The following is a 21,422-nucleotide window of genomic DNA, read 5'->3' on the forward strand; positions in this document are numbered from 1 at the left end:
GCGCCACTATCGCAATTCAAAACGTTAGCAGCTCAAGACGCTAGCGGTTCAAAACAATCGTACTGTGATCTTCCCAGTAGACATACACACTGTCTTCCCAGGTGGGTCGATCACCGCGACGCTCGGTATTGGCCATACTGACTTTAATGATCTGGCCCGACTGGGTGCGCACGTAGTAGAGCGAGAAACCGCCTAAATAGGCAATATCATCCACCTTGCCTTCTGCCCAGTTATATTCTGTTGTGGGTTTCTCGCGGGTTAGCCAGATTTTTTCAGGGCGCAGCGCGACCCAAACCCGCCGATTCGACGCCTGGGTGGTAATACCGTGGTCAATATAAATGGGCCGCTCGAGCGCGGGAGCGACGATGCGGCAGTGGTCAGCAGCATCTTCGCTAATCTCTCCTTCAAACAGATTCACCGTACCGACAAATTCCGCCACCATGCGGCTCACCGGGCTTTCATAAATATCGATCGGCGAGCCTATTTGTTCGATCCAGCCATCGGCCATGATCGCCACGCGGTCGGCCATGGTCATGGCCTCTTCCTGGTCGTGAGTGACCATAATGCAGGTAACACCCACCTGCTCGATGATCTCCACTACCTCTAGCTGCATTTCAGTGCGCAGTTTTTTATCCAGTGCGCCCATGGGCTCGTCTAACAGTAACAGTTTGGGCCGCTTGGCCAGCGAACGCGCCAGTGCTACACGCTGGCGCTGACCGCCAGAAAGTTGATGCGGTTTGCGCTTGGCAAAGCGCTCCATATGCACCAGCTTCAACATTTGCGCGACGCGAGCGTCGATATCCGCTTTGGGGAGCTTATCCTGCTTTAAACCAAAGGCAATATTCTGCGCCACCGTCATATGCGGAAATAGCGCATAGGACTGGAACATCATATTGATAGGCCGCTTGTGCGGAGGCATAGCGGTGATATTTTCACCGTCTAATAAAATACGGCCCTCAGAAGGAGTTTCAAACCCCGCCAACATCCTCAGCAGGGTTGATTTACCTGACCCGGAACCACCCAATAGCGCGAAAATTTCTCCGCGCTTAACCTGCAAATTGACATCATCCACCGCCAGCGCATCATCAAACCGCTTGCTTAAGCGTTTTACTTCCAGCACCACATCTTCAGCAAACCGCGGGGTTTTACCCTGGGGGCGCGACGAAGAAGGAGTGATTGGCGAAGCAGATGAAGGCTCGTTCGACAGGGGCGTAGTGACCATTCGCCACTCCCATCAAAAGGCCCGGCAATCCGGGCATTAAAAAAGACGAGCAGCGAGCCATAGAGAATTAACTCCAGGCTCGCCGTCGGATAAATGTCGGTTTAACGACCAGACTTTACGCGGTTCCAAATGCGCGTACGGGCACGCAGCACATCTTGAGGCTTTTCAGCCTGCACGTATAGGTTTTGCATGACCTCGGTTTCTGGGTAAATAGCCGGGTCATTGATGATTTCATCAGAGAGGTACTCATCGGCCGCCGCGTTAGGATTGGCATAACGCACGTACTCGGTAATTTCAGCAGCGATTTCCGGGTCAAGAATAAAGTTGATAAAGGCGTGAGCGTTTTCAGTATTAGGCGCATCGGCGGGTACTGCCATCATGTCGAACCAGAGCGCGGCGCCTTCTTTAGGAATGCTATAGGCGATGGTGAAATCTCGCCCTGCTTCTTCAGCACGATCGGCGGCCTGGAAAACATCACCCGAGTAACCAGCGGCCACGCAGATATCGCCATTCGCCAGATCGGACACATAGCGGGAAGAGTGAAAATAAGTCATGTCGTCGCGAACGTCGGCGATCAGTTCGCCAGCCGCTTCAATATCGTCCAGATTTTCACTCAGGGGATCAAACCCCAGGTACGCCATGGCGGGCGAGAGCATTTCATCGGCAGAGTCCAGCATCGACAAGCCGCAGCCCGCTTCGCTCAATGCAGCGGTTATTTCAGGATCAAACAGCAGTGCCCAACTATCTACCGGCGCGTCATCACCCAGAATTTCTTTTACCCGGTCAACGTTATAGCCGATCCCATTGGTGCCCCACATATAGGGAACCGAGTATTCGCTACCGGCGTCGATAGTTTCCAGGTTGGCCATCAGCTCGGGGTTGAGATTGTCTAAATTGGTTAGTAACTCATGGTTGAGCTGCTGAAAAACACCGGCTTTCACTTGGCGGGTAAAATAGTAGGTAGAAGGTACCACCACATCGTAGCCGGAACGCCCGGCGAGCAGTGCGGCATCCAAAATTTCATTGCTGTCATAAACGTCATAAGTCACTTCAATGCCGGTACGCTCGGTGAATTTTTCCAGCGTTTCCGGGGCAATGTAGTCTGACCAGTTAAATACCCGCACCTCTTCAGCGTGGGCAGCGCTAGCCGCTGCGGCGAATGAGATAGCCGCAACGGCCGCGGAAAGTTTGTGGATGTTCCCCATTATCACTGCTCCTGTTGTCTCAACTAGTCATTAAACAATTCAGCATTCACTAAACAATTCAGCCAAATATTTTGCCAAGTGTCTTCATACCAAGTGCGCCCTGCTGCTGCCGGCAACAGCCCTCAGCGGCTAACAATAGCGTAGGCCATATTACTGACCGTGCGAATTTTGCGGTGCAGTGACGCCTACCGCAAGCCAATGTGAAAAATTCTTGTATTTTGCCCTACCGACCCCATTAAGTAGCTAGTAAAACAGGATCTTGTGGTACGCCAATAGGGCAATGCTATTGGCTAGATGGCTTTTTTTAATTTTAGACATTAGTCGCTAGCCGTTAGCATTAGCACTACTTTATAAACCCTTCGCTCATGACAACTGGAGATTATCTGAATGTCCTTGATCAACACTGAAGTAAAACCGTTTAAAGCCACTGCTTACCTGAATGGCGAATTCGTCGACGTAAGTGAAGCTGATCTGCAAGGCCAGTGGTCTATTTTCTTCTTCTACCCGGCCGACTTTACCTTTGTTTGCCCCACTGAGCTGGGCGATTTGGCCGATCACTATGCCGAGTTCAAGAAGCTGGGCGTTGAGATCTACAGCGTTTCGACCGATACCCACTTCACTCACAAAGCATGGCACGACAGCTCAGAGACCATCGGCAAGCTGCAGTACCCAATGATCGCCGATCCGACGCTACGGATTTCACGTAACTTCGAAGTCTTGATTGAAGACGCGGGTCTTGCTGAGCGCGGCACATTCGTTGTCGACCCAGACGGTAAAATCCAAATTGTCGAAATCAACGCTGGCAATATCGGCCGTAACGCCGAAGAGCTGCTGCGTAAAGTGAAAGCCGCTCAATACGTTCGTGCCAACCCGAACGAAGTGTGCCCGGCTAAATGGAAAGAAGGCGAAGAAACGCTGGCACCTTCACTGGATCTTGTAGGCAAAATCTAAACCGCCTACGGCTTTCACGCGCTTGCTCTTATTTGCGTGGCGCAAGAGCGTGCAGGTTCAACGCCCGGGTTTCGCCCGGGCGTTCTGTTTTAAAACAGTTTTAAATTATTAATGATTAGCGCCGTCACACGCGTGTATTTAATACGTCTGTTACTTGCGAGGAAGCTACTGTCATGCTGGACGCCAATTTAAAATCCCAGTTAAAAGCGTATCTGGAAAAAGTGACTCAGCCGTTCGAGATCGTTGCCTCCCTCGATGACGGTGCCAAGTCACAAGAACTACTCGGCCTGCTTGAGGACATCAGCAGCCTGAGCGATCAGATTACCCTACACAGCGATGGCCAGGACGACCGCACGCCATCGTTTGCGATTAACCGCCCGGGTGAAGAAACTGGCGTGGTGTTTGCCGGTATCCCCATGGGCCACGAGTTCACGTCGCTGGTGTTGGCACTGCTGCAAGTCGGCGGTCATCCGCCTAAAACGTCTGCTGAGCTACTCGACCAAATCAAAGCCCTCGACGGCGAGATGCTTTTCGAGACTTACTACTCGCTCTCGTGCCAGAACTGCCCTGACGTGGTTCAAGCGCTTAACCTCATGGCTATCTTCAACCCGAACGTTCGTCACGTCGCTATTGACGGGGCACTGTTTCAGGACGAAGTTGAGTCGCGGGAAATCATGTCGGTGCCAAGCATCTATCTGAACGGTAAGCCGTTCGATCAAGGCCGCATGACGCTTGAACAGATTCTGGCCAAGGTAGATACCGGTGCTGCCGAACGCGACGCCAAAAAGCTCAACGAGAAAGCCGCTTTCGATACGCTCGTCATTGGTGGTGGCCCGGCAGGCGCGGCGGCCGCCATTTACTCAGCACGCAAAGGCATTAACACCGGCATTGCCGCTGAGCGTTTCGGTGGTCAGGTGGCTGACACCATGGGAATTGAAAACTTTATCTCCGTTTCCCATACCGAAGGCCCCAAGCTAGTTAGCGCGCTTGAAGAGCACGTAAAAGATTACGAAGTCGATGTCATGAACCTGCAGCTTGCCACGGCGTTTAAAGCAGCCGAGGCGGAAGGTGGGCTGCACGAAGTCACCTTTGAGTCGGGTGCGACGCTTAAGAGCAAAACCCTGGTACTGGCGACGGGCGCCCGCTGGCGCGAAATGAATGTGCCCGGCGAACAGCAGTACCGCAACAAAGGGGTGGCTTACTGCCCTCACTGTGACGGTCCGCTGTTCAAAGGTAAGCGGGTAGCGGTGATTGGTGGCGGTAACTCTGGCGTTGAAGCGGCGATCGATCTGGCGGGTATTGTCGGCCATGTCACGCTCGTAGAGTTTATGGGTGAGATGCGTGCCGACGCGGTGCTGCAGAAAAAGCTCAAGAGTCTGCCTAACGTCGATATTATCCTCAACGCACAAACCACCGAAGTAACGGGCGATGGCAGCCGTGTGAATGGCTTGAACTATAAAGACCGCACGTCCGACGAGAGCAAATCCATCGCGCTGGAAGGCATTTTTGTTCAGATTGGTCTGGTGCCTAACACCGAGTGGTTGAAAGGCTCTCCGATTGAAATGACGCCCCGCGGTGAGATCATCGTCGATGCTCACGGTATGACATCCGTGCCCGGCGTCTTCGCCGCAGGCGATGTAACTACCGTGCCCTACAAGCAGATCATCATCGCCATGGGCGAAGGCGCCAAGGCATCGCTGGGTGCTTTCGACTATCTCATTCGAAACTGACAGTGGCGAAGAAAAGCCCGCTGACAAAAATGTCAGCGGGCTTTTTAGTGGGAGGGAGCTGCAGCTCGCGAAACCTTAGGCTATTCGCCTATGCCAATTACGAAGAAGACGGGATTTCCCCCAACACTTCAGGGATTGTCATCTTCACGTAGCGGCCCGGCGCAGGCTCAATAATGTTGAGTTCACCGTCCCCTGGTTGGCGCACGGGCACCATTTTTTCGCTATTGGCATAGCCATTGTCGGTCATCCATGCCTGCCAGTGAGGCCACCAGGAGCCTTCCTGAGCCGTAGCACTTGCAAGCCACTCCTCATGGCTTTCGGGCAGTGTGTCGTTAGTCCAGTAGCTATACTTGTTCTTATGGGGTGGGTTGACGATACCTGCGATATGCCCCGAGCCGCCTAGCACAAAGGTCACTGGCCCCTTGGGTAGCAACGCCCCATAGTAGGTGCTGTTCCATTTGGCGATGTGGTCTTCTTTGGTGGAGATAAAATAGCTGGGCGCCGACACCTTGCGCAGATCAATTTTCACGCCATCCAGCTCAATGCCACCTGGCTCAACCAAGCGGTTCTCTAAATACATATGGCGTAAATACCAGGCATGGGTACCTGCAGTTAAATTGGTACCATCAGTATTCCAGTAGAGTAGATCAAAGGCGGCAGGCGTCTCGCCCTTCAAATAGTTATTAATGTAGAACGACCAAAACAGATCATTCTCACGCAGCAAGTTGAAGGTGTAAGCCATTGAGCGGCCATCAAGGTAGCCCTTCGCCTCAAGAGTTTGCTCAATGCCTTCAACCACCCGCTCATTGAGAAATACGCCGATATCGCCAGGATCACGAAAATCCTGCAGCGTGGCCATATAGGTCACCGACTTTACTTTGCGCCCACGGCGGGTGCTGGTGAGGTACGCTACCGTAGATGCCGTTAACGTGCCGCCGACACAGTAGCTGAGAAGATTAACCGACTTCTCGCCGCAGGCCTGCTCGATAGCTTCTATCGCGCTGATCGGCCCCATCTGCATATAGTCGGCCCAGGTAACATCGCGCTGCTCCGGGCCAGGATTACGCCAGGAGATCAGGAACACCGTATGGCCCTGATCCACCAGCCACTTCACCATTGAGTTATCTTCGCGCAGATCGAGAATGTAGTACTTATTGATCCACGGCGGCACCATTAGCAACGGCGTTTTAAAGGTCTTTTCCGTCGTTGGCGTGTATTGGATCAACTGAATCAGTTCGTTTTCATACACCACTGAACCGGGCGTTACCGCTATGTTTTCGCCTACGCCAAAGGCGGCGCGGTCTGTCATGCGGACATTAATGCCCTCACCAGAGTTACCTAAATCTTCACGTAGACGGGCCAGACCATCCACTAGGTTTTGACCACGGGTTTCAATAGTGCGGCGCATGACCTCTGGATTGGTAGTTATAAAGTTAGTGGGCGCCATCGCGTTGACCAACTGGCGCGCGTAAAACATCAAGTTACGCTTCTGGGTTTCATCCAACCCACTTAAGTTTTCAACCAGCTCTTCCACCATCTGCGAGAACAGTAAGTACTGCTGCATAATGGCCATATAGTGGGGGTTTTGAGTCCAGGCTTCATCTTTGAAGCGACGGTCACTTTTAGCCGGGGTAATCAGCGGCGTTATTTGCTCGCCAGCCATGCCACGCAGGGCCTGCTGCCACAATAGCCACTGGTCTTGAAGCAAACGGTTCTGGGTTTCCCACAGCAGCGTAGGGTTTTGCATTAATGACTGCGCACCCGCTTCAAAGCTTTCACGCATATCACTGTAAATTGAGTCGGCGGCTTCACTGGGCGCAATACGGGAAAGCAGATCCTGCATCAATCCTTGGTACTGTTCGCTAATCTCTTTAAGCTGGTTATTCCAGGCTTCAATTTCCTCTGGGGATAACCCTTCAGGCAGTCCTTGAGAAAGCCCTTCAGACAGGCTGTCAGATAGCCCTTGTGATATTGCCTGGAACGGATTGTGCCACGCTGACTGCATACTCATTCTCCCTACGCCTATCATCGGGCGCACCGACCACTTTGGCTATGTAAGCATATATAAATTAAAGCTTATAAATGCATCGCGGCGCCCTTGGGCGCCGCGATGAGGTCACTAATCAGCTTTTGCGCGATGACTGACTAGAGGCTTTGGCAGGTTGCTCGCTTTTTGTAGCCGCCTTGGCTTGCTCGGACATTTGCTGACCGGCTTCGCTGAACATTTTTTCCATTTCAGACTTAAACTGCAGGCTCATTTCGCTCATGACGCGCGCGTCTTCCTGCATCTGCTGGGAAAGCTCGTTCATCATTTCAGCTTGCTTGGTGCCGAAATCACGCAGGCTTTCTGCGTCTTGAATTTCAGTGGCGCTACGAATGCGCTCTGTACCCATCTGGCTGTAGCGCTTCATGGCTTCCAGCTGATACTGGGTCATTTTTTCCATGTTGTTGAGCATCAGCGAATTAATTTTACGCATGGGCTCAAACATTTGCTTAGTTTGGGCGTTGAAGGCGTCCATCATATTGTCTTGCATAGTGTCTGCTCCTGTTTAGTTCCTTGGCATGAGCCTTGGAGTGACTCATCGTGATGTAGCTTGTCTTGCCTTGATTTGCTGCACTGCAAAAAGAGTAGTCCCTGACATGCTGCATTGCAACAGCGACACTGTTTTAAGTAGCTGCATTCAGTAACGCTACAAAACGTCTCCGCACTGCCTCTCTCACATCGCCATTAGCAATCTTTCAATCCACTTCCCCACAATCTATTTTTGCCAGTCTATCGTTACTGATTTATGAATCACTGCGCTTGGATGTTGAACGTGTGCTTGAGCCGGAACGGGAGCGCGACGACGCTGTTGACTTGGCCTTACCACCACTACTGGTACTTTTATTGGCACTACTATTATTAGTACTGCTCGCCCTGGAACTCGCCGCACTGCTTTTAGAGCTGGTGTTACCACCCTGTTCAGCCGCACTGCCGTTAGACGAGGACGCACTAGTGGCATTAGTGCTGGCGCTGCCCGCTTGGCGCAACATATCCAGCATCATTTGCTGATAAGTGCCGAAGTTGGCTAGCCCTTGAGACAGTCCTTCAGATAGTCCCTGCGAGAGCCCTTGCTGCATCATCGGCTGCTGGAGAAAGGGCCTCATAAGACTCATGGGGTCGTAGCCCTCTACCCCAGACTCCATTTGCCGCTGGATATTTTCCAGCAGGTTTTTCTGGAAAGCTTCGACATCCGGCAGACCCAGAGATTGGCGAAATTCGTCCGGGGTAAGATCAAATTCAACGTTAATCTTCATAGGCGGCTCCTGCACTGTTTTGTTTGAGTGTAGCAGTGAACTGCAAACCTCACCGTATTGCGCTAGCGCTGGGTTAAACGCGGCGTATCAACGCTCACCTCACCATTTTGGCCGCGATGACGCAGCCAGTGATCCAGCAACGTAATCGCCATCATCGCCTCAGCGATGGGCGTTGCGCGAATACCCACACAGGGGTCGTGACGCCCTTTGGTAATCACTTCGACGGCCTGTCCATGGATATCGATAGAGCGGCCAGGCGTGGTAATGCTGGACGTCGGTTTTAGCGCCAAACGAGCCACAATGGGTTGGCCGCTGGAAATACCGCCCAGCACGCCACCAGCATGATTGGAGAGAAAGCCTTCAGGCGTCATCTCGTCACGGTGTTCACTGCCCCGCTGAGCGACACAACCAAACCCTGCGCCTATCTCCACACCTTTTACCGCATTAATACTCATCAAACCATGCGCTAGGTCAGCATCCAGGCGGTCAAACACCGGTTCGCCTAGCCCTACCGGCACCCCTTCGGCAATCACGGTGATCTCAGCACCTACCGAATCCTGATCGCGGCGCAGCTGATCCATGTAGGCTTCCAGTTCTGCTACGCGCTCCGGGTCAGGGCAGAAAAAGGCATTTTGACCCACCGCTTCCCACTGTTTGAAATCAATCTTGATGGGGCCTAGCTGGCTCATATAACCGCGAATCTGAACACCTTGGGCGGCCAAATATTTCTTGGCAATCGCCCCTGCCGCCACTCGCATAGCGGTTTCACGGGCGCTGGAGCGCCCGCCGCCGCGGTAGTCACGGTGGCCATATTTATGGTGGTAGGTGTAATCCGCATGCGCTGGCCGAAACTGCTCTTTGATTTTTGAGTAGTCGTTAGAGCGCTGGTCGGTATTTTCGATTAACAGGCCAATAGAGGTGCCGGTGGTCTTGCCTTCAAACACCCCTGACAGGATGCGCACCTGATCAGGTTCTTTGCGCTGGGTAGTATGCCGCGAACTGCCCGGCCGACGGCGATCCAGATCATGCTGTAAATCTGCTTCGCTTAACGGTAACCCAGGCGGGCAGCCATCAACGATCGCGCCGAGCGCTGGGCCGTGACTCTCACCAAAGGTAGTGACGGTAAATAGTTTGCCAAACGTATTGCCAGACATGGCGATTAGTTCCTCACTGGAAAGACGCCACATGGGCGTCGAGTTCAGCGGCGCTCAAGGCAAATACGCCCTGGCCGCCACGCTCGAATTCAAGCCATAGGAAAGGCACGTCGGGAAACGCCGCTTCCACATGGCGATCAGAGTTGCCGACTTCTACGATCAGCCAACCCTCATCGGTTAGGTGTTCCCGCGCTTCACGGAGTATGCGCCGCACGATATCCAAGCCATCGCTGCCTGCCCCCAGTGCCAAGGAGGGTTCATGGCGGAACTCAGCAGGCATGGTGGCCAAGTCGCGGGCATCAACATAGGGCGGGTTGGAGACGATGAGATCAAAACGTCGACCTTCCAAGCCGCTGAATACATCCGATTCCACCGCTCGCACCCGGTCTCCCACATCATGGCGGGTAATATTTTGCCGTGCCACGGCCAGGGCATCCTGGCTGATATCTGCAAGCGCCACTTCACAAGTGGGCAAATAGAGTGCCGTAGCAATGCCGATACAACCGGAGCCAGTGCATAGATCCAGCACGCTAGCAGGCGGCTCTTCGGGAAACCAGGCGGCAAAGCCGTCTTCAATCAACTCGGCAATCGGCGAGCGCGGAATCAGCACGCGCTCGTCAACGCTAAACGGGTGACCGGCAAAGAAGCTCTCGCCGAGCAGATAAGGCAGCGGGCGGCGGGTGGTAACACGCTCCCGCGCCAAGGCAATAATCCGCTGACGCTCCACGGGCAGAAGCCGCGCTTCTAACACACTGGGGTCAATATTCCACGGCAGATGCAGCGCGCCCAAGCAGAGTGCCACCGCCTCATCCCAGGCAGAATCGGTACCATGGCCATAGTGCAGGCCCGCCAGATAAAACTCGCTGGAGACCCAGCGCAGGTAGTCGCGCAGCGTAAAGAGCTGGCTCACCAGCAACGACTCCGACAGGGAAAGGGTTGAGTGAGAATGCTCAACATTTAGATGCGTGGTCACAGCGGCTCCTGGTTAACGATAATCATGACTGCAGGCAATAGAACCTGAGCCATATGACGAATAAAAGATTGTACCTTTCACGCCGCCCGGTTCACAGCAACGCTCAGCCCGCTATACTGTGCTTCTTTAACTGATTCACCCGTGCTACCCCCATTTTTCTACCACCCGAGCCTGACATGACGCGACACCGCCACCTGCCGAATGATGACGATATCAGTGCCTTCCGCGACGCCTTGAAGGCGGCGGGGGTACGCCCTATCGCCACCAATCAGGCCGACCCAGGCAAACCCAAGCGCGACGTTAAGGCCCATGAAGCACGGCGCAACGCGGCGGTTGAGAGCAGCGCCCCTCAATCCAGCGGGCGCACTTCGGATGGCCGGGTGGAAGCCGTGCGCCCCTCAGAGTACCTCGAGTTCAGCGTGCCCGACTTACCATGGCGCACGTTTAGCCAGCTAAAGCGCGGCCAAACCGCATGGCAGGCGGGGCTTGATCTGCATGGCTATACGCTGGAGGAGGCCCGCACGGAGTTGGAGAGTTTTCTGCGTGATTCAGCGGGGCAAGGTCTGCGCTGTGTGCTGGTGGTGCATGGCAAAGCGTGGGGCACCACCTCTGATTTTCCTGTACTCAAAAGCCATACCAATACCTGGCTACGGGAGTGGCCGGGGGTGTTGGCGTTCTGCTCGGCCATCGATCTCGATGGTGGCACAGGGGCAGTGTACATCCTACTGCGCAAGCGGGGTCAGTAGCCGTTACTCGGTAGCATCGGAAGCGATACTGGGCATCCGGCGTTCCAGCGCTTCATCTGCCAAGTGGCGACCAAGGCGAATCAAATCTCGGCCCCGGTAAAATTCGTAAGTACTACACACCGTTTTGGGGATTTCGATCAGCACATCGGGTGGATACCCTGCCACTTTGTACTTGGCCAACGCCGCCTGGGTAATATCGAATGACTCCAAAATCATATCGAGCTTGCTCCACTCGCGCTTGCCGCGCGCTTCAGTGGTTTCTTCTAGCTCTTTGTCGTCGCTCTCCCCGTTTGCGCCATCACCATTGGCACCCAGCCCTGCCCACAGTTTTTGGGTAGCTGCGCGTACATCGCCTATCCAACTGCTCATGCGTTGATCGCGGTCGATCTCGCTTTGGGTGCGGCTATCGGCTTTTTCCTCCTCTTTAGGCAGTAACTCATCCAAGGTCACCGGCAACGGGCTATGGGCAGTCACATTAACCGCTACCACAAAGTCTGCTTGGTGCGCGGCTACCATAGGCATAATCGGCAACGGGTTGAGCAGCCCGCCATCCACCAGCACCTGCTCGCCCAGATGAACAGGGGTTATAACACCCGGCACGGCCATTGAGGCACGAATCGCCTGCAGCAAAGGGCCACTTTGAAACCACACTTCCCGTTGCCGCACCAGGTCTGTCGCTACCGTGGTGACAGGGATCGCTAGGTCTTCAATCAGAATATCGCCGACCAGTGCTTCCAGTTTGCTCATGACCTTGCTAGCACGCATCGCCCCCATCGAGCTCCAGGTCACGTCCACCAGTTTGAGCACATCAAGGTAGTCGAGTTGACACACCCAGTCACGGTATTCAGGCAGCTTACCCGCGGCATAAATACCGCCAATCACTGCGCCCATTGAACACCCCGATACGGCAATAATTTCGAACCCCCGCGCCTCCAGCGCTTCGATCACGCCGATATGCGCGTAGCCACGGGCGCCACCGCTGCCCAATACCAGAGCGACTTTATTGCCACTGCTCACGTGAGCCAATTCATTCATGCTGCTTTCCCTCCCTTAAACGGCACCGGTGTTACCCCAGTGAGCGCCGATAACCGAGGCAACTTGCGCCACTGCTCTAGGCTCCAAGTGTAAATGATGGCCTCCCTTGAGCACCTTGCGGGTTAATCCTTTGACCGCTTGCCGTGCCTCTTGAGCCCATTGGCGCTCGCCTAAAATTCCCTGCTCGCCTTCTATCAATAGCAGCGGAACGTTAATTTCCGCCAGTAGCGATAGCACTTGCTGAGGGGTAAAGCGCACCAGGGACGGCTTCAGTAACCGGCTGTCGGTGCGCATTTGCACATGACCATCAGCAGTAGGCTGGGTGTTACGCTCTACTAGCGGCGTTGCCGTGATGCTATCCAGCGGCGTGACCCCGCCTGCAACACGCGCAGCAACGGCACTCTCGATATCGGGGTAACGCGGCGCTCGTGACAGCGGCCGACGGTAGGCTGTAAGCCCCTTACGCAGCTGGTTGGCGGTCTCTTCAATGGGCGTATTGAGCGCTCCAAGTCCATCAATCAGCGTTAGCCGCTCGACGCGTTCGGGTAACGAAGCGGCGAGCAAGCAGGCCACTGCCGCCCCCATGGAATGGGCCAGTAAGCTGGTTTGCTCCAGCCCCAAGGACTCCATGGCATCCAACACGTCATGGCAATAGTCCCAAAGGGCATAGTCGCATAAGGCATAGTCACCGCCCTGTGGCGCGTGTGCCGAATGACCATGGCCGCGAAAATCCAGCGCCACAATACGAATATCCAACGCCTCTACCAACAGCGGGGCTAATCGGGTAAAGCTGGCCGCATTATCCAACCAGCCGTGTAAGGCTAACCAGGTTGGGGCGTCAGCACGCCCCCAGCTCAGCGCCGCTAAGCGACCTTGGGCAAGCGAAAGCGGCTTTGGCGCAACAGAGAGCGCTGCCGGGGTGATTTGGGGCATAAAGTAACAGTCCTGAGTAAACAGCTAAGGAGCCTCTGATTAACGTAATGAGCGAAGGCCAGACAAGGCAAAAATCAACGAAAAAGCGGAGTTTACGGGTTGTAAATGAGCATTTTGAGGCGATTTTTAACGCCGTATGGTCGAGCGCAATAGTTAATCAGAGGTTTCCTAATAATCCTAAACAAACGGCCGCGTCACAGGGTCAGCAAGATGACGGCGTAGGCGACAAACGTTACCATGCTAGGAATATTTTACTTCAACATTGTACTTAACATAGTACTTAACACTGCATTGGTGCCGTTATGAAACCACGTCGTGATACCCGCGCCCGTAATCTGGTCTTTTTTGTTGCTGTCATCAGCGCCAACGTCGTCGGTTTTTGGCTGGCCCGCTGATTCATGAGTCGTCAAATCCTCACCGGATTAAGCTTCACCCAGTAGGCCGAGGCTGGCTGCCGGCGCTTGGCGACGCAACCCCCGCGAAAGCGCATGCCCAATGACACCGATCAATAGCGCCCCGCCAACGGGAAGGAAAACCCATAGTCCCAGATGCAAACGCGGGGTGAGATCCAGCAGGTAAATATACAGTACGGCCGAGGTTAGCTCCGCAAGTATTGCGCCCATCAAACCACTGGCAAAACCCAACAGCGCGTACTCGGCCCCCTGTACCCGTGAAATCATTCTGCTGCCTGCGCCAAATACGCGCAGTAGGCCGCTTTCATGGGCACGCACCGGGCGGCTTGCGGTCAGCGCGGCATACAGCACGCTAATCCCTGCCAGTAGCACCAAGGCGAGCACCAACTCCACTGCCCGGGTGACCTGGGCAAGCACATCCCGCACCTGACCTAAAATCGCGTCCACATTAAGCAACGAGACGCCAGGGAAGTCGGTGATCAGCTCACGAATCAGTCCCTGTTCCGCGTCTGGCAGGTGAAAAGCGGTGATGTAACTATGGCCAAACTGCTCCAGCACGCCCGGCGGGAAAATAACGAAGAAATTAGGCTGGAAGCTATCCCAATTCAGACTGCGCAGGCTGGTAATTTGGGTAGTGATCTCGTCGCTACCCACCGAGAAGGTCATCTCATCACCAATGCTTAGCCCAAGCCTTTCGGCGAGCCCATCCTCCATTGAAATGGGCACAGGCCCCGACTGTGGTGTTGCCTCCACGGCACTCATCCAGCCTTGGCTTTCATCGCTGCTCTCACTGCCTGAGTTGCTACCCAGCTGCGCTGGCGTGAACCACTCACCAGCCACCACTTGGTTGCCTTCTGGCACTTCAGATTGCCAAGTAAGGTTGAGCTCACGGCGCAGTGAGTTGTCGCCACGGGCATCCGGCGGCACGGCCTCTCTGGGTGGCTGATCATTGATCGCTATCACTCGCCCACGCACCATCGGGTAGAGGGTGCTTTGGGTTTCCACCCGTGGTGAAACCGCCGCTTCAAAAGGGTCACGCTCGGAAGGCTGAATATTGATGGCAAAGTAGTTAGGCGTATTTTCAGGCAGTTGATCCTGCCAGGTGCTTAGCAAATCGCCACGCACCAAGACAATCATCGCCATGGCAAAGAAGGTCACCGAGAAGGCCAGCAACTGACCTAGGCCCGCTTGGCGACGCCGTGCCAATTGACGGCCGCCTAAGCGAAGTGCCTGTGACCACTCACTGCGCCCTGAGAACCGCTGCACAACACGCAGTAAGCCGCTAAGTAATAAGGCACTAATTATCCAAAGCACACCAAGCAGCAGCGCACCACCGATCAATAATCCAATCGCCAGTGGCAGGCTACCCGAGTAGAGCCAAAGCAACCCACCAAACACGATGCTCGCTACGCCAACGACCAGCCAGGCCGATGGCGGCAGTGGATCTAGCTCACGACGCAGTACTTTTAGTGCGCTGACTTGCTTGATACGCAACAGCGTTGGCCCGGCAAACCCAACCAGCACGGCAAGCGCGGTGAAGACCCCCAACCCTAGTGGCATCAGCCCCGGTGGCGGAAGTGTCATGGGTAGAAAACTCACCAATAGCCAAATCAGCACCGCTTGGCCAAGAAGGCCAAGCAGCGCTCCAATGACTGCCGCGACCAGTGCCAAACCGAGTAACTGAAGGGTGAAAATCGTCACTAACTGACGCTGGCTGGCACCAAAACAGCGCAGTAGCGCAGCGGTATCCAAATGGCGCTCGACATAACGCCGGGTAGACATTGCCACGGCCACACCCGCCAGCAATACCCCCGCTAACCCGGCTAGCCCCAGGTAGCTTTCTGCCCGCTGTAACGCATTGCCAAGCTGGGGACGGTCAACGCGAACATCCCGCACCTCTACCCCATTGCGGCGTAGCTCAGCAAGTAAGCCTTGTACTTGATCGAGCGCCTCCGGCGGGCCTGCGGCTAGAATTTCAAACTCAATCCGTGAGCCCTCTTGAACCAGGCCCGTTGCCTCGACATCTGCCGTATTGAGCATCAAGCGCGGGTTAAAACTACCAAAACCACCGGACTGATCCGCTTCGCGCTCGATGATCCCCGTTACGGCCAGTTCAGTTTGCCCCACCTGTACTCGATCACCCAGCTCGATTTCGACCAGTTCCATCAAGCGTGGATCCGCCCACGCCTCCCCTGGCGGCGGACCAGAAGCAGTTTGCTCGGTGCCATTGCCAAAGTCCACGTAGGAGACACCGTAGTGAGGGTAGACTTCATCCACGGCTTTTAAGCTGGCAGGCTGAAAGCGCCCCTCGCGGCTAATCATCGACACCAAGTCCACTTGGTCGCTAAGCACAAAACCAGCGTTTTCCAAGCGCTCTCTCAGCTCCTCGGAAAAAGGATCACGCTGCTCTAGCACCAGGTCACCGCCCAGCATCTGCCCTGCCTGGCGCTCCAGACCGCGCTCTAACCGATCAAGAAAAAACGCAATCATGGTGGAGGCCGCGACAGCCAATACCAGGGCAATAAATAGCGCACGCACATCAGCTGCGCGCAGATCCCGCTTGAGGCTGCGCATCGCCAAACGCCAATTCACATCACTCATTGCGCGCCCTCATCAATCGAAGCGGCAGTTGGTACGATGTTTTCAAGTACGGCTTCTAACTTGCCATGATCTAACCGCAAGCAGCGATCGCAGCGCCGCGCCAAAGCGTGGTCGTGAGTAACCAGAATAAGCGTAGTGCCCGCCTCATGGTTGAGCTGGAAGAGCAGATCTATGACTTGCCCACCGGTATCCGGATCCAGGTTGCCGGTGGGCTCATCAGCAAATACCAGCTCGGGGTCGGTCACGAAAGCACGCGCCACGGCAACGCGCTGCTGCTCGCCGCCGGAAAGCTGTTTGGGTAAGTGGTTCACTCGCTCACCAAGCCCAACACGCTCCAACCACTGAGCAGCGGTTTGCGTCTCTCCGGCGCGGGGCGATAATTCAAGGGGCAACATGACGTTTTCAAGCGCGCTCAAAGTGGGCAGCAATTGAAAGTTCTGGAACACAAAGCCTACTCGTCCGGCACGCAGCGCTGCTCGACCATCTTCATCCAAACGGCTTAATGCGTGTCCAAACAGCGTTAGTTCACCGTCGCTTGGCGTATCAAGACCCGCTAATAGCCCCAAAAGCGTTGATTTACCCGCACCGCTCTTACCCAGAATCGCTACGCTCTCTCCCGCCGCTACGCTCAGCGACAGGTCGTGTAAGATGGTGAGCGAGCGTTCACCGCTGGTGACTTTTTTAGAAAGCTTGTCAGCGTGCAGCACGGCTTGCCTAACAGTGCCGCGGGGAACATCGGCTACCGCTTGGTTGTCGGTAGTAGCTTGGCGCTCACCTTGGGATGCCTCGCTCGACATGGATATATCCGTAGCAGCATTGGCAGCTTTATCTGAGGAGCTTGAACTTGAAGAGTTTGAACTTGAGGAATAAGACATGAAGCGTGGCATCCCTATGGCATGGCATGGACTGAACCGCATGGTAACCGGATGGCTGGTGCTGCTGATAGTCACCTTTGCCTCATCGTCTATCAACGCAGAGCCTGTCAACGCAGACACAAACCCGGGCCCCATCCTGCTGGTGATGGGTGATAGCTTAAGCGCCGCTTACGGCATAGAGCGTGATGAGGGCTGGGTGAACCTACTGGAAGAACGCTTGGGAGATGATGCCCAAGTCATTAACGCCAGCATTAGTGGTGAAACGACGTCTGGAGGATTACAGAGATTCACTGACCTTCTCGGACAGCGGGAGCCGGATATTGTTCTCATTGAGCTGGGCGGCAACGATGGTCTACGCGGCTTATCACCCAATCAAATGCAGGCAAACCTAGCCAGTATGATTGAGCAGAGCCAAGACGCTGGTGCTCAGGTGCTGCTACTGGGGATCGATATCCCGCCTAACTATGGCCAAGCGTACCGAGACGCCTTCACCGGGGTTTTCCACTCGCTGGCGGAAGAGTATGACGTTTCCCTAGTGCCTTTTTTATTGGAGGATATCGCCCTGAACGAGGCGTTAATGCAGAGCGATGGCATTCACCCTACCGCCGATGCTCAGCCGATTATCCTCGACAATGTATGGCCCGAACTTGAGCCGCTAATTGAACCCCTATTAGAAACCACGCATCAGGCAGCGGTTCAATAACCTCAGCCTTTTGACTGAGAGGTGTAGCACTTCCACTCGTCAGCTTGTAATCTTAAGCCCTATTTGGCGGTTACTAACGGCGACTCATGCCTGCATCCTCGCATCACACTCCTACATTCTCGCGTCGACAGTTCTTAGCAACAGTCGGCGCGCTTTGGTTAGGCGCAGGTCTTGGCATTCATCCAACGCCTGCCGCAGCGTTTGATCCACAACGCCTACGCCAAAGCATGCAGCAACAGTATGGGCAGGCTGGTTTGTCCGTATTAGAGGAGTGGTTTAACCTGCTTCAACAGCTACAAAACCAAGACGTTCAAGCCAAGCTGCGTGGGGTTAATGACTTCTTTAATCGCCGCATCCGGTGGATTGACGATATCCAGGTGTGGGGGCAAGAGGATTATTGGGCTACGCCTTTGGAAGCAATGGGTAAAGGCCAGGGAGATTGCGAGGATTACTCCATTGCCAAGTACATTACCCTTAAACAATTAGGCATTACTAGTCAGTACCTACGCATGATTTATGTCCGTGCGCGCATTGGGCGTAGTCAAATTACCCAAGCCCACATGGTGCTAGGCTATTACTCGACCCCAGATGCAGAACCGTTGGTGCTAGACAATATTGTACCGTCTATCACCCCTGCCTCTCAGCGTACTGATCTCGACCCACTGTTTAGTTTTAATAGCGATGGACTTTGGGCAGGTGGTTCTTCTGAATCCCGCGCAGACCCATTGGCTCGGCTATCACGCTGGCGCAGCGTCATTGAACGTATGCAAACCCAGGGTTTCATTTAAGAGGAATTGGCACGATGTCACTTATCAAACAACTTTGGATTGCCATTATCGCCCTGCTGCTGCTGTCGTTCATTGGTAGTCTTGCCATTAGTATTACCACTAGCCGCGATTATATCGAACAGGAAGTGCGCATTAAGAACGCTGACAATGCTACCGCTCTGGCGCTTTCAATGAGCCAGCTCGATAAAGACCTTGTCACCCTCGAACTGTTAATCGCAGCTCAATTTGACACCGGCTACTACCGCCGAATCACCCTGCGCGATACGGACGATAGCGTACTTATTGAACGCTCCGCCGAAGAGTATAGTGGCGATGTGCCCGCCTGGTTTCGTCAGCTTATTGAGTTTGATGTGCCCAACGGCACCGCGACGATTCAAGATGGCTGGCGACAGTACGGTACGTTGGAGCTTGAGAGCCAACACAGTTTTGCCTACGCTTCTTTATGGCGCAGCATGCTGGAACTCGCTGCTTGGTTTTTACTTGCCGGAGTAATTAGTTTAGCGATTGCTACCGTGATCGTTCGTGGTATTAAGCACCCCCTTTCCCGCGTCGTCACTCAGGCGCAAGATATCAGTGCGCGGCGATTTACCACTATTAAGGAGCCACGCACGCTGGAGTTACGCCAAGTCACTCAAGCAATGAACGTGCTTTCTGCCAATGTCCATCAGATGCTCAGTCATGAAAGCCATAAGCTGGACGAGTTACGCCGCCATTTACAGCATGACCGAGTCACCGGTGCGCTGAATCGCGACGTGTTTATGGGTAAGCTTTCGTCTCAATTGGGCAGTGAAGATGCCCGCGCGACGGGCATGTTGATCATGGTTCGCGTACAGGCATTAGAGTCACTCAATGAGCAGCTCGGCTACGCTGCCACAGACCAACTATTAAATACGCTGGTTACCCAGTTGGGGCAATTGGACAGCGCGTCGGCAGAACCAATGGTAGGCCGCCTTAACGGCAGCGATTTTATCTTTATGCTGCCGCTTATGGATGATGTAGAGGAGCTTCGAATTCAGGTGATGGCAGCGTTAGCCGAGGTAGCCGCCACGCAGCCCGACGTGGAGATTTATCTACCAACGGCGATTGTTCCTTATGCTCCACATGATGATCGCGGCACACTGTTAGCCACCCTGGATGACGCTTTGGCACAAGCCGAAAGCCTAACGTCCTTTGAACAGGTAGTCGTGCGTCAGCGCAAGCGTATTTCACTCTACAGCAGCCATGCCGAATGGCGAAATGCACTGGAAGCAGCAATCCTGGTTGGCCCTGAGTTAGCGTACTTCCCGGTAGTAGACGCTCACGGAGACATCATCCATTACGAATGCCCGGCTCGCTTACTGCTAGGTGGGGAGTGGCAAACCGCCGGAGTCTTTATTCCCTGGATCACCCGCTTTGAGATGGAGCCTGCACTTGATTTAGCCGTGGTCAAAAAAGCGCTCGCTAATCTAGAAGATGATCTAAAGCCGGTAGGCATTAACCTCTCTGCGGCATCGATCACTAATACACAGTTCGTTAACGAGCTACGGACTCTGTTGGCAGCGCACCCACTATTGGCCAAGCAGCTCTGCTTTGAAGTGCCCGCCACGCTTAGCACGCACGCGATTGGTAGCTTACGGGGGCTTTGTACCGCCTTACGGCCCCTTGGTTGCACGTTTGGTATAGAGCATGTGGGGGCAGAATTCACCAAACTTGCAGATTTACACGATGTGGGTCTTGCTTACTTAAAAATGGATAGCAGTCTTATTCACCAACTGCATGCTTCAAATGAGCAGCAAACCATTGTCCGCGGCATGGCTACGCTCTGCCATTCATTGGGCATTCAGGTGATAGGGGAAGGCGTTGCAGACGATGAGGAAATAGCCTGCCTGTTCCGCGTGGGTGTCGATGGAGCCACCGGACCAGGCGTACGCCTTTAACGCATAAACGCAATCGACGACGACTAGATAGTGTCGTCGTCGCTTAGCAAACCTACATCATTTTTAACACGCAAGGACTTACGCTCCATCACTTTCGCCTGTGCAGCTTCCGGAAGGTCAGTGAAAGTGATGACTCCCTTGTTTAGTAACACCTCAAGAATATCTTCTACCACCCTCACAAACGCTAAGTCAGACGCTATAAAGTGTGCTGAGGATCCTGGCTGATCAGCAAGGAAAGCCAGTACCTCAGGTGAATCAGGATCAATCGTTTCGTTGCACTCTGACGTTGGCTCTTTGCTGAGCATCAGGATCTCGCCGGATGTATTACGTTTGGTGTAGAGCATAGATCACTCCCATGCAGGTTCACTGGCTACTAATGAGAATAGGTTCGATTCTTTATTTTTTCGCTAAACGAGCATTTTTTTCAGTTGCTAGATTTTTAAGATAGCCCTCATAGGTTTCATTATGGGTAATCTTTCTTACTTCTTTTCCCACTTGGCATGCCCATTTATTTCCACCACATATCAAAGCAGCTTGCGTAATTAGATCTACATAGGAGGAGCGCAGTATAAATGCTATGCTCGTTTCGTAGTCTCCCCCCTCCCTTTCCAACTGGGTTGCAACTTGCCAGTTAGAGATAGCATTCATCAACACTGAATTCATGTGTTCAAAATTCTTACGATAAAAAGTATTCCTTGGAAGTTTAATCAATATATCAAAAAAAAGCTTATTAATATCGTCGTCGCTAAGCACTTTATCCTTATCAATCAAGTCATCCCATTTATGAGCAACATCACAAATAATTTCTATATATTCAACGGCTAATTTATCACCTTTCATCCAACGTAAAAGCTGTATCTCATCAAAATACATATTCCCC

19 protein-coding genes are annotated in these 21,422 nt (G+C 53.9%); 6 read left to right on the forward strand and 13 right to left on the reverse strand.

Going from position 1 to position 21,422, the window contains the following annotated elements; genetic code table 11:
* Positions 1-40: 40 nt before the first annotated feature.
* Positions 41-1,222: an ABC transporter ATP-binding protein gene (locus LMS44_RS14720; protein WP_027958410.1), complete on the reverse strand. Its 1,182-nt coding sequence runs from the start codon at positions 1,220-1,222 to the stop codon at positions 41-43.
* A gap of 101 nt (positions 1,223-1,323) precedes the next feature.
* Positions 1,324-2,427 (reverse strand): polyamine ABC transporter substrate-binding protein, encoded by a 1,104-nt coding sequence (locus LMS44_RS14725; RefSeq protein ID WP_161463665.1) that lies wholly within the window; start codon positions 2,425-2,427, stop codon positions 1,324-1,326.
* 387 nt (positions 2,428-2,814) lie between these two features.
* On the opposite strand from LMS44_RS14725, the gene ahpC reads away from it, so the two are divergent.
* Positions 2,815-3,378, forward strand: a complete 564-nt coding sequence (ahpC, locus tag LMS44_RS14730) for an alkyl hydroperoxide reductase subunit C (protein WP_027958409.1) — start codon at positions 2,815-2,817, stop codon at positions 3,376-3,378.
* 173 nt (positions 3,379-3,551) lie between these two features.
* On the forward strand, positions 3,552-5,108 hold the full coding sequence (ahpF, locus tag LMS44_RS14735; protein WP_161463666.1) for an alkyl hydroperoxide reductase subunit F: 1,557 nt from the start codon (positions 3,552-3,554) through the stop codon (positions 5,106-5,108).
* 97 nt (positions 5,109-5,205) lie between these two features.
* Here the strand turns inward: ahpF and phaC are convergent, their stop codons facing one another.
* The 5 genes from phaC to prmB form a co-directional block, all read right to left on the reverse strand.
* Positions 5,206-7,113 (reverse strand): class I poly(R)-hydroxyalkanoic acid synthase, encoded by a 1,908-nt coding sequence (phaC, locus tag LMS44_RS14740; protein ID WP_081742571.1) that lies wholly within the window; start codon positions 7,111-7,113, stop codon positions 5,206-5,208.
* A 118-nt stretch (positions 7,114-7,231) separates the two neighbouring features.
* Positions 7,232-7,642 (reverse strand): phasin family protein, encoded by a 411-nt coding sequence (locus tag LMS44_RS14745; RefSeq protein WP_007113285.1) that lies wholly within the window; start codon positions 7,640-7,642, stop codon positions 7,232-7,234.
* A 253-nt stretch (positions 7,643-7,895) separates the two neighbouring features.
* Positions 7,896-8,405 carry a hypothetical protein gene (locus LMS44_RS14750; protein ID WP_051430497.1) on the reverse strand — a complete coding sequence of 170 codons (510 nt, stop codon included), beginning with the start codon at positions 8,403-8,405 and terminating at the stop codon, positions 7,896-7,898.
* A 62-nt stretch (positions 8,406-8,467) separates the two neighbouring features.
* Positions 8,468-9,559 (reverse strand): chorismate synthase, encoded by a 1,092-nt coding sequence (aroC, locus tag LMS44_RS14755; RefSeq protein WP_027958405.1) that lies wholly within the window; start codon positions 9,557-9,559, stop codon positions 8,468-8,470.
* Between the two features lie 13 nt (positions 9,560-9,572).
* On the reverse strand, positions 9,573-10,532 hold the full coding sequence (prmB, locus tag LMS44_RS14760) for a 50S ribosomal protein L3 N(5)-glutamine methyltransferase (protein WP_009287957.1): 960 nt from the start codon (positions 10,530-10,532) through the stop codon (positions 9,573-9,575).
* 176 nt (positions 10,533-10,708) lie between these two features.
* On the opposite strand from prmB, the gene LMS44_RS14765 reads away from it, so the two are divergent.
* Positions 10,709-11,278: a Smr/MutS family protein gene (locus LMS44_RS14765; protein ID WP_022522766.1), complete on the forward strand. Its 570-nt coding sequence runs from the start codon at positions 10,709-10,711 to the stop codon at positions 11,276-11,278.
* Positions 11,279-11,281: 3 nt separating this feature from the next.
* Here the strand turns inward: LMS44_RS14765 and LMS44_RS14770 are convergent, their stop codons facing one another.
* The 4 genes from LMS44_RS14770 to LMS44_RS14785 all read right to left on the reverse strand — a co-directional run bounded on the left by LMS44_RS14770 (position 11,282) and on the right by LMS44_RS14785 (position 17,057).
* Positions 11,282-12,313: a patatin-like phospholipase family protein gene (locus LMS44_RS14770; protein WP_027958403.1), complete on the reverse strand. Its 1,032-nt coding sequence runs from the start codon at positions 12,311-12,313 to the stop codon at positions 11,282-11,284.
* A gap of 15 nt (positions 12,314-12,328) precedes the next feature.
* A complete protein-coding gene (locus LMS44_RS14775; RefSeq protein ID WP_161463668.1) occupies positions 12,329-13,246 on the reverse strand; it encodes an alpha/beta fold hydrolase in 918 nt (305 codons plus the stop codon).
* Between the two features lie 422 nt (positions 13,247-13,668).
* Positions 13,669-16,260, reverse strand: a complete 2,592-nt coding sequence (locus LMS44_RS14780; RefSeq protein WP_498945497.1) for an ABC transporter permease — start codon at positions 16,258-16,260, stop codon at positions 13,669-13,671.
* Positions 16,257-17,057, reverse strand: coding sequence for an ABC transporter ATP-binding protein (locus tag LMS44_RS14785; RefSeq protein ID WP_022522761.1), 801 nt, complete (start codon positions 17,055-17,057; stop codon positions 16,257-16,259). The genes LMS44_RS14780 and LMS44_RS14785 overlap by 4 nt, the downstream gene beginning before the upstream one ends.
* Before the next feature lie 76 nt (positions 17,058-17,133).
* On the opposite strand from LMS44_RS14785, the gene LMS44_RS14790 reads away from it, so the two are divergent.
* The 3 genes from LMS44_RS14790 (at position 17,134) to LMS44_RS14800 (ending at position 20,542) form a co-directional block, all read left to right on the forward strand.
* Positions 17,134-17,838: an arylesterase gene (locus tag LMS44_RS14790; RefSeq protein ID WP_427770844.1), complete on the forward strand. Its 705-nt coding sequence runs from the start codon at positions 17,134-17,136 to the stop codon at positions 17,836-17,838.
* 86 nt (positions 17,839-17,924) lie between these two features.
* The gene (locus LMS44_RS14795) at positions 17,925-18,626 is read left to right on the forward strand and encodes a transglutaminase-like cysteine peptidase (protein WP_009287953.1); all 702 of its coding nucleotides are present in this window, start codon (positions 17,925-17,927) and stop codon (positions 18,624-18,626) included.
* A 14-nt stretch (positions 18,627-18,640) separates the two neighbouring features.
* A complete protein-coding gene (locus LMS44_RS14800; RefSeq protein ID WP_022522758.1) occupies positions 18,641-20,542 on the forward strand; it encodes a bifunctional diguanylate cyclase/phosphodiesterase in 1,902 nt (633 codons plus the stop codon).
* 23 nt (positions 20,543-20,565) lie between these two features.
* Here the strand turns inward: LMS44_RS14800 and LMS44_RS14805 are convergent, their stop codons facing one another.
* Both LMS44_RS14805 and LMS44_RS14810 read right to left on the reverse strand, forming a co-directional pair.
* Entirely contained in the window at positions 20,566-20,886 is a 321-nt protein-coding gene (locus LMS44_RS14805) for a hypothetical protein (RefSeq protein ID WP_022522757.1), read from the reverse strand.
* A gap of 52 nt (positions 20,887-20,938) precedes the next feature.
* The gene (locus tag LMS44_RS14810; RefSeq protein WP_278369705.1) at positions 20,939-21,415 is read right to left on the reverse strand and encodes a hypothetical protein; all 477 of its coding nucleotides are present in this window, start codon (positions 21,413-21,415) and stop codon (positions 20,939-20,941) included.
* Between the last annotated feature and the right edge of the window lie 7 nt (positions 21,416-21,422).

This window comes from Halomonas profundus (assembly GCF_020865425.1).
GTDB lineage: Bacteria > Pseudomonadota > Gammaproteobacteria > Pseudomonadales > Halomonadaceae > Vreelandella > Vreelandella titanicae.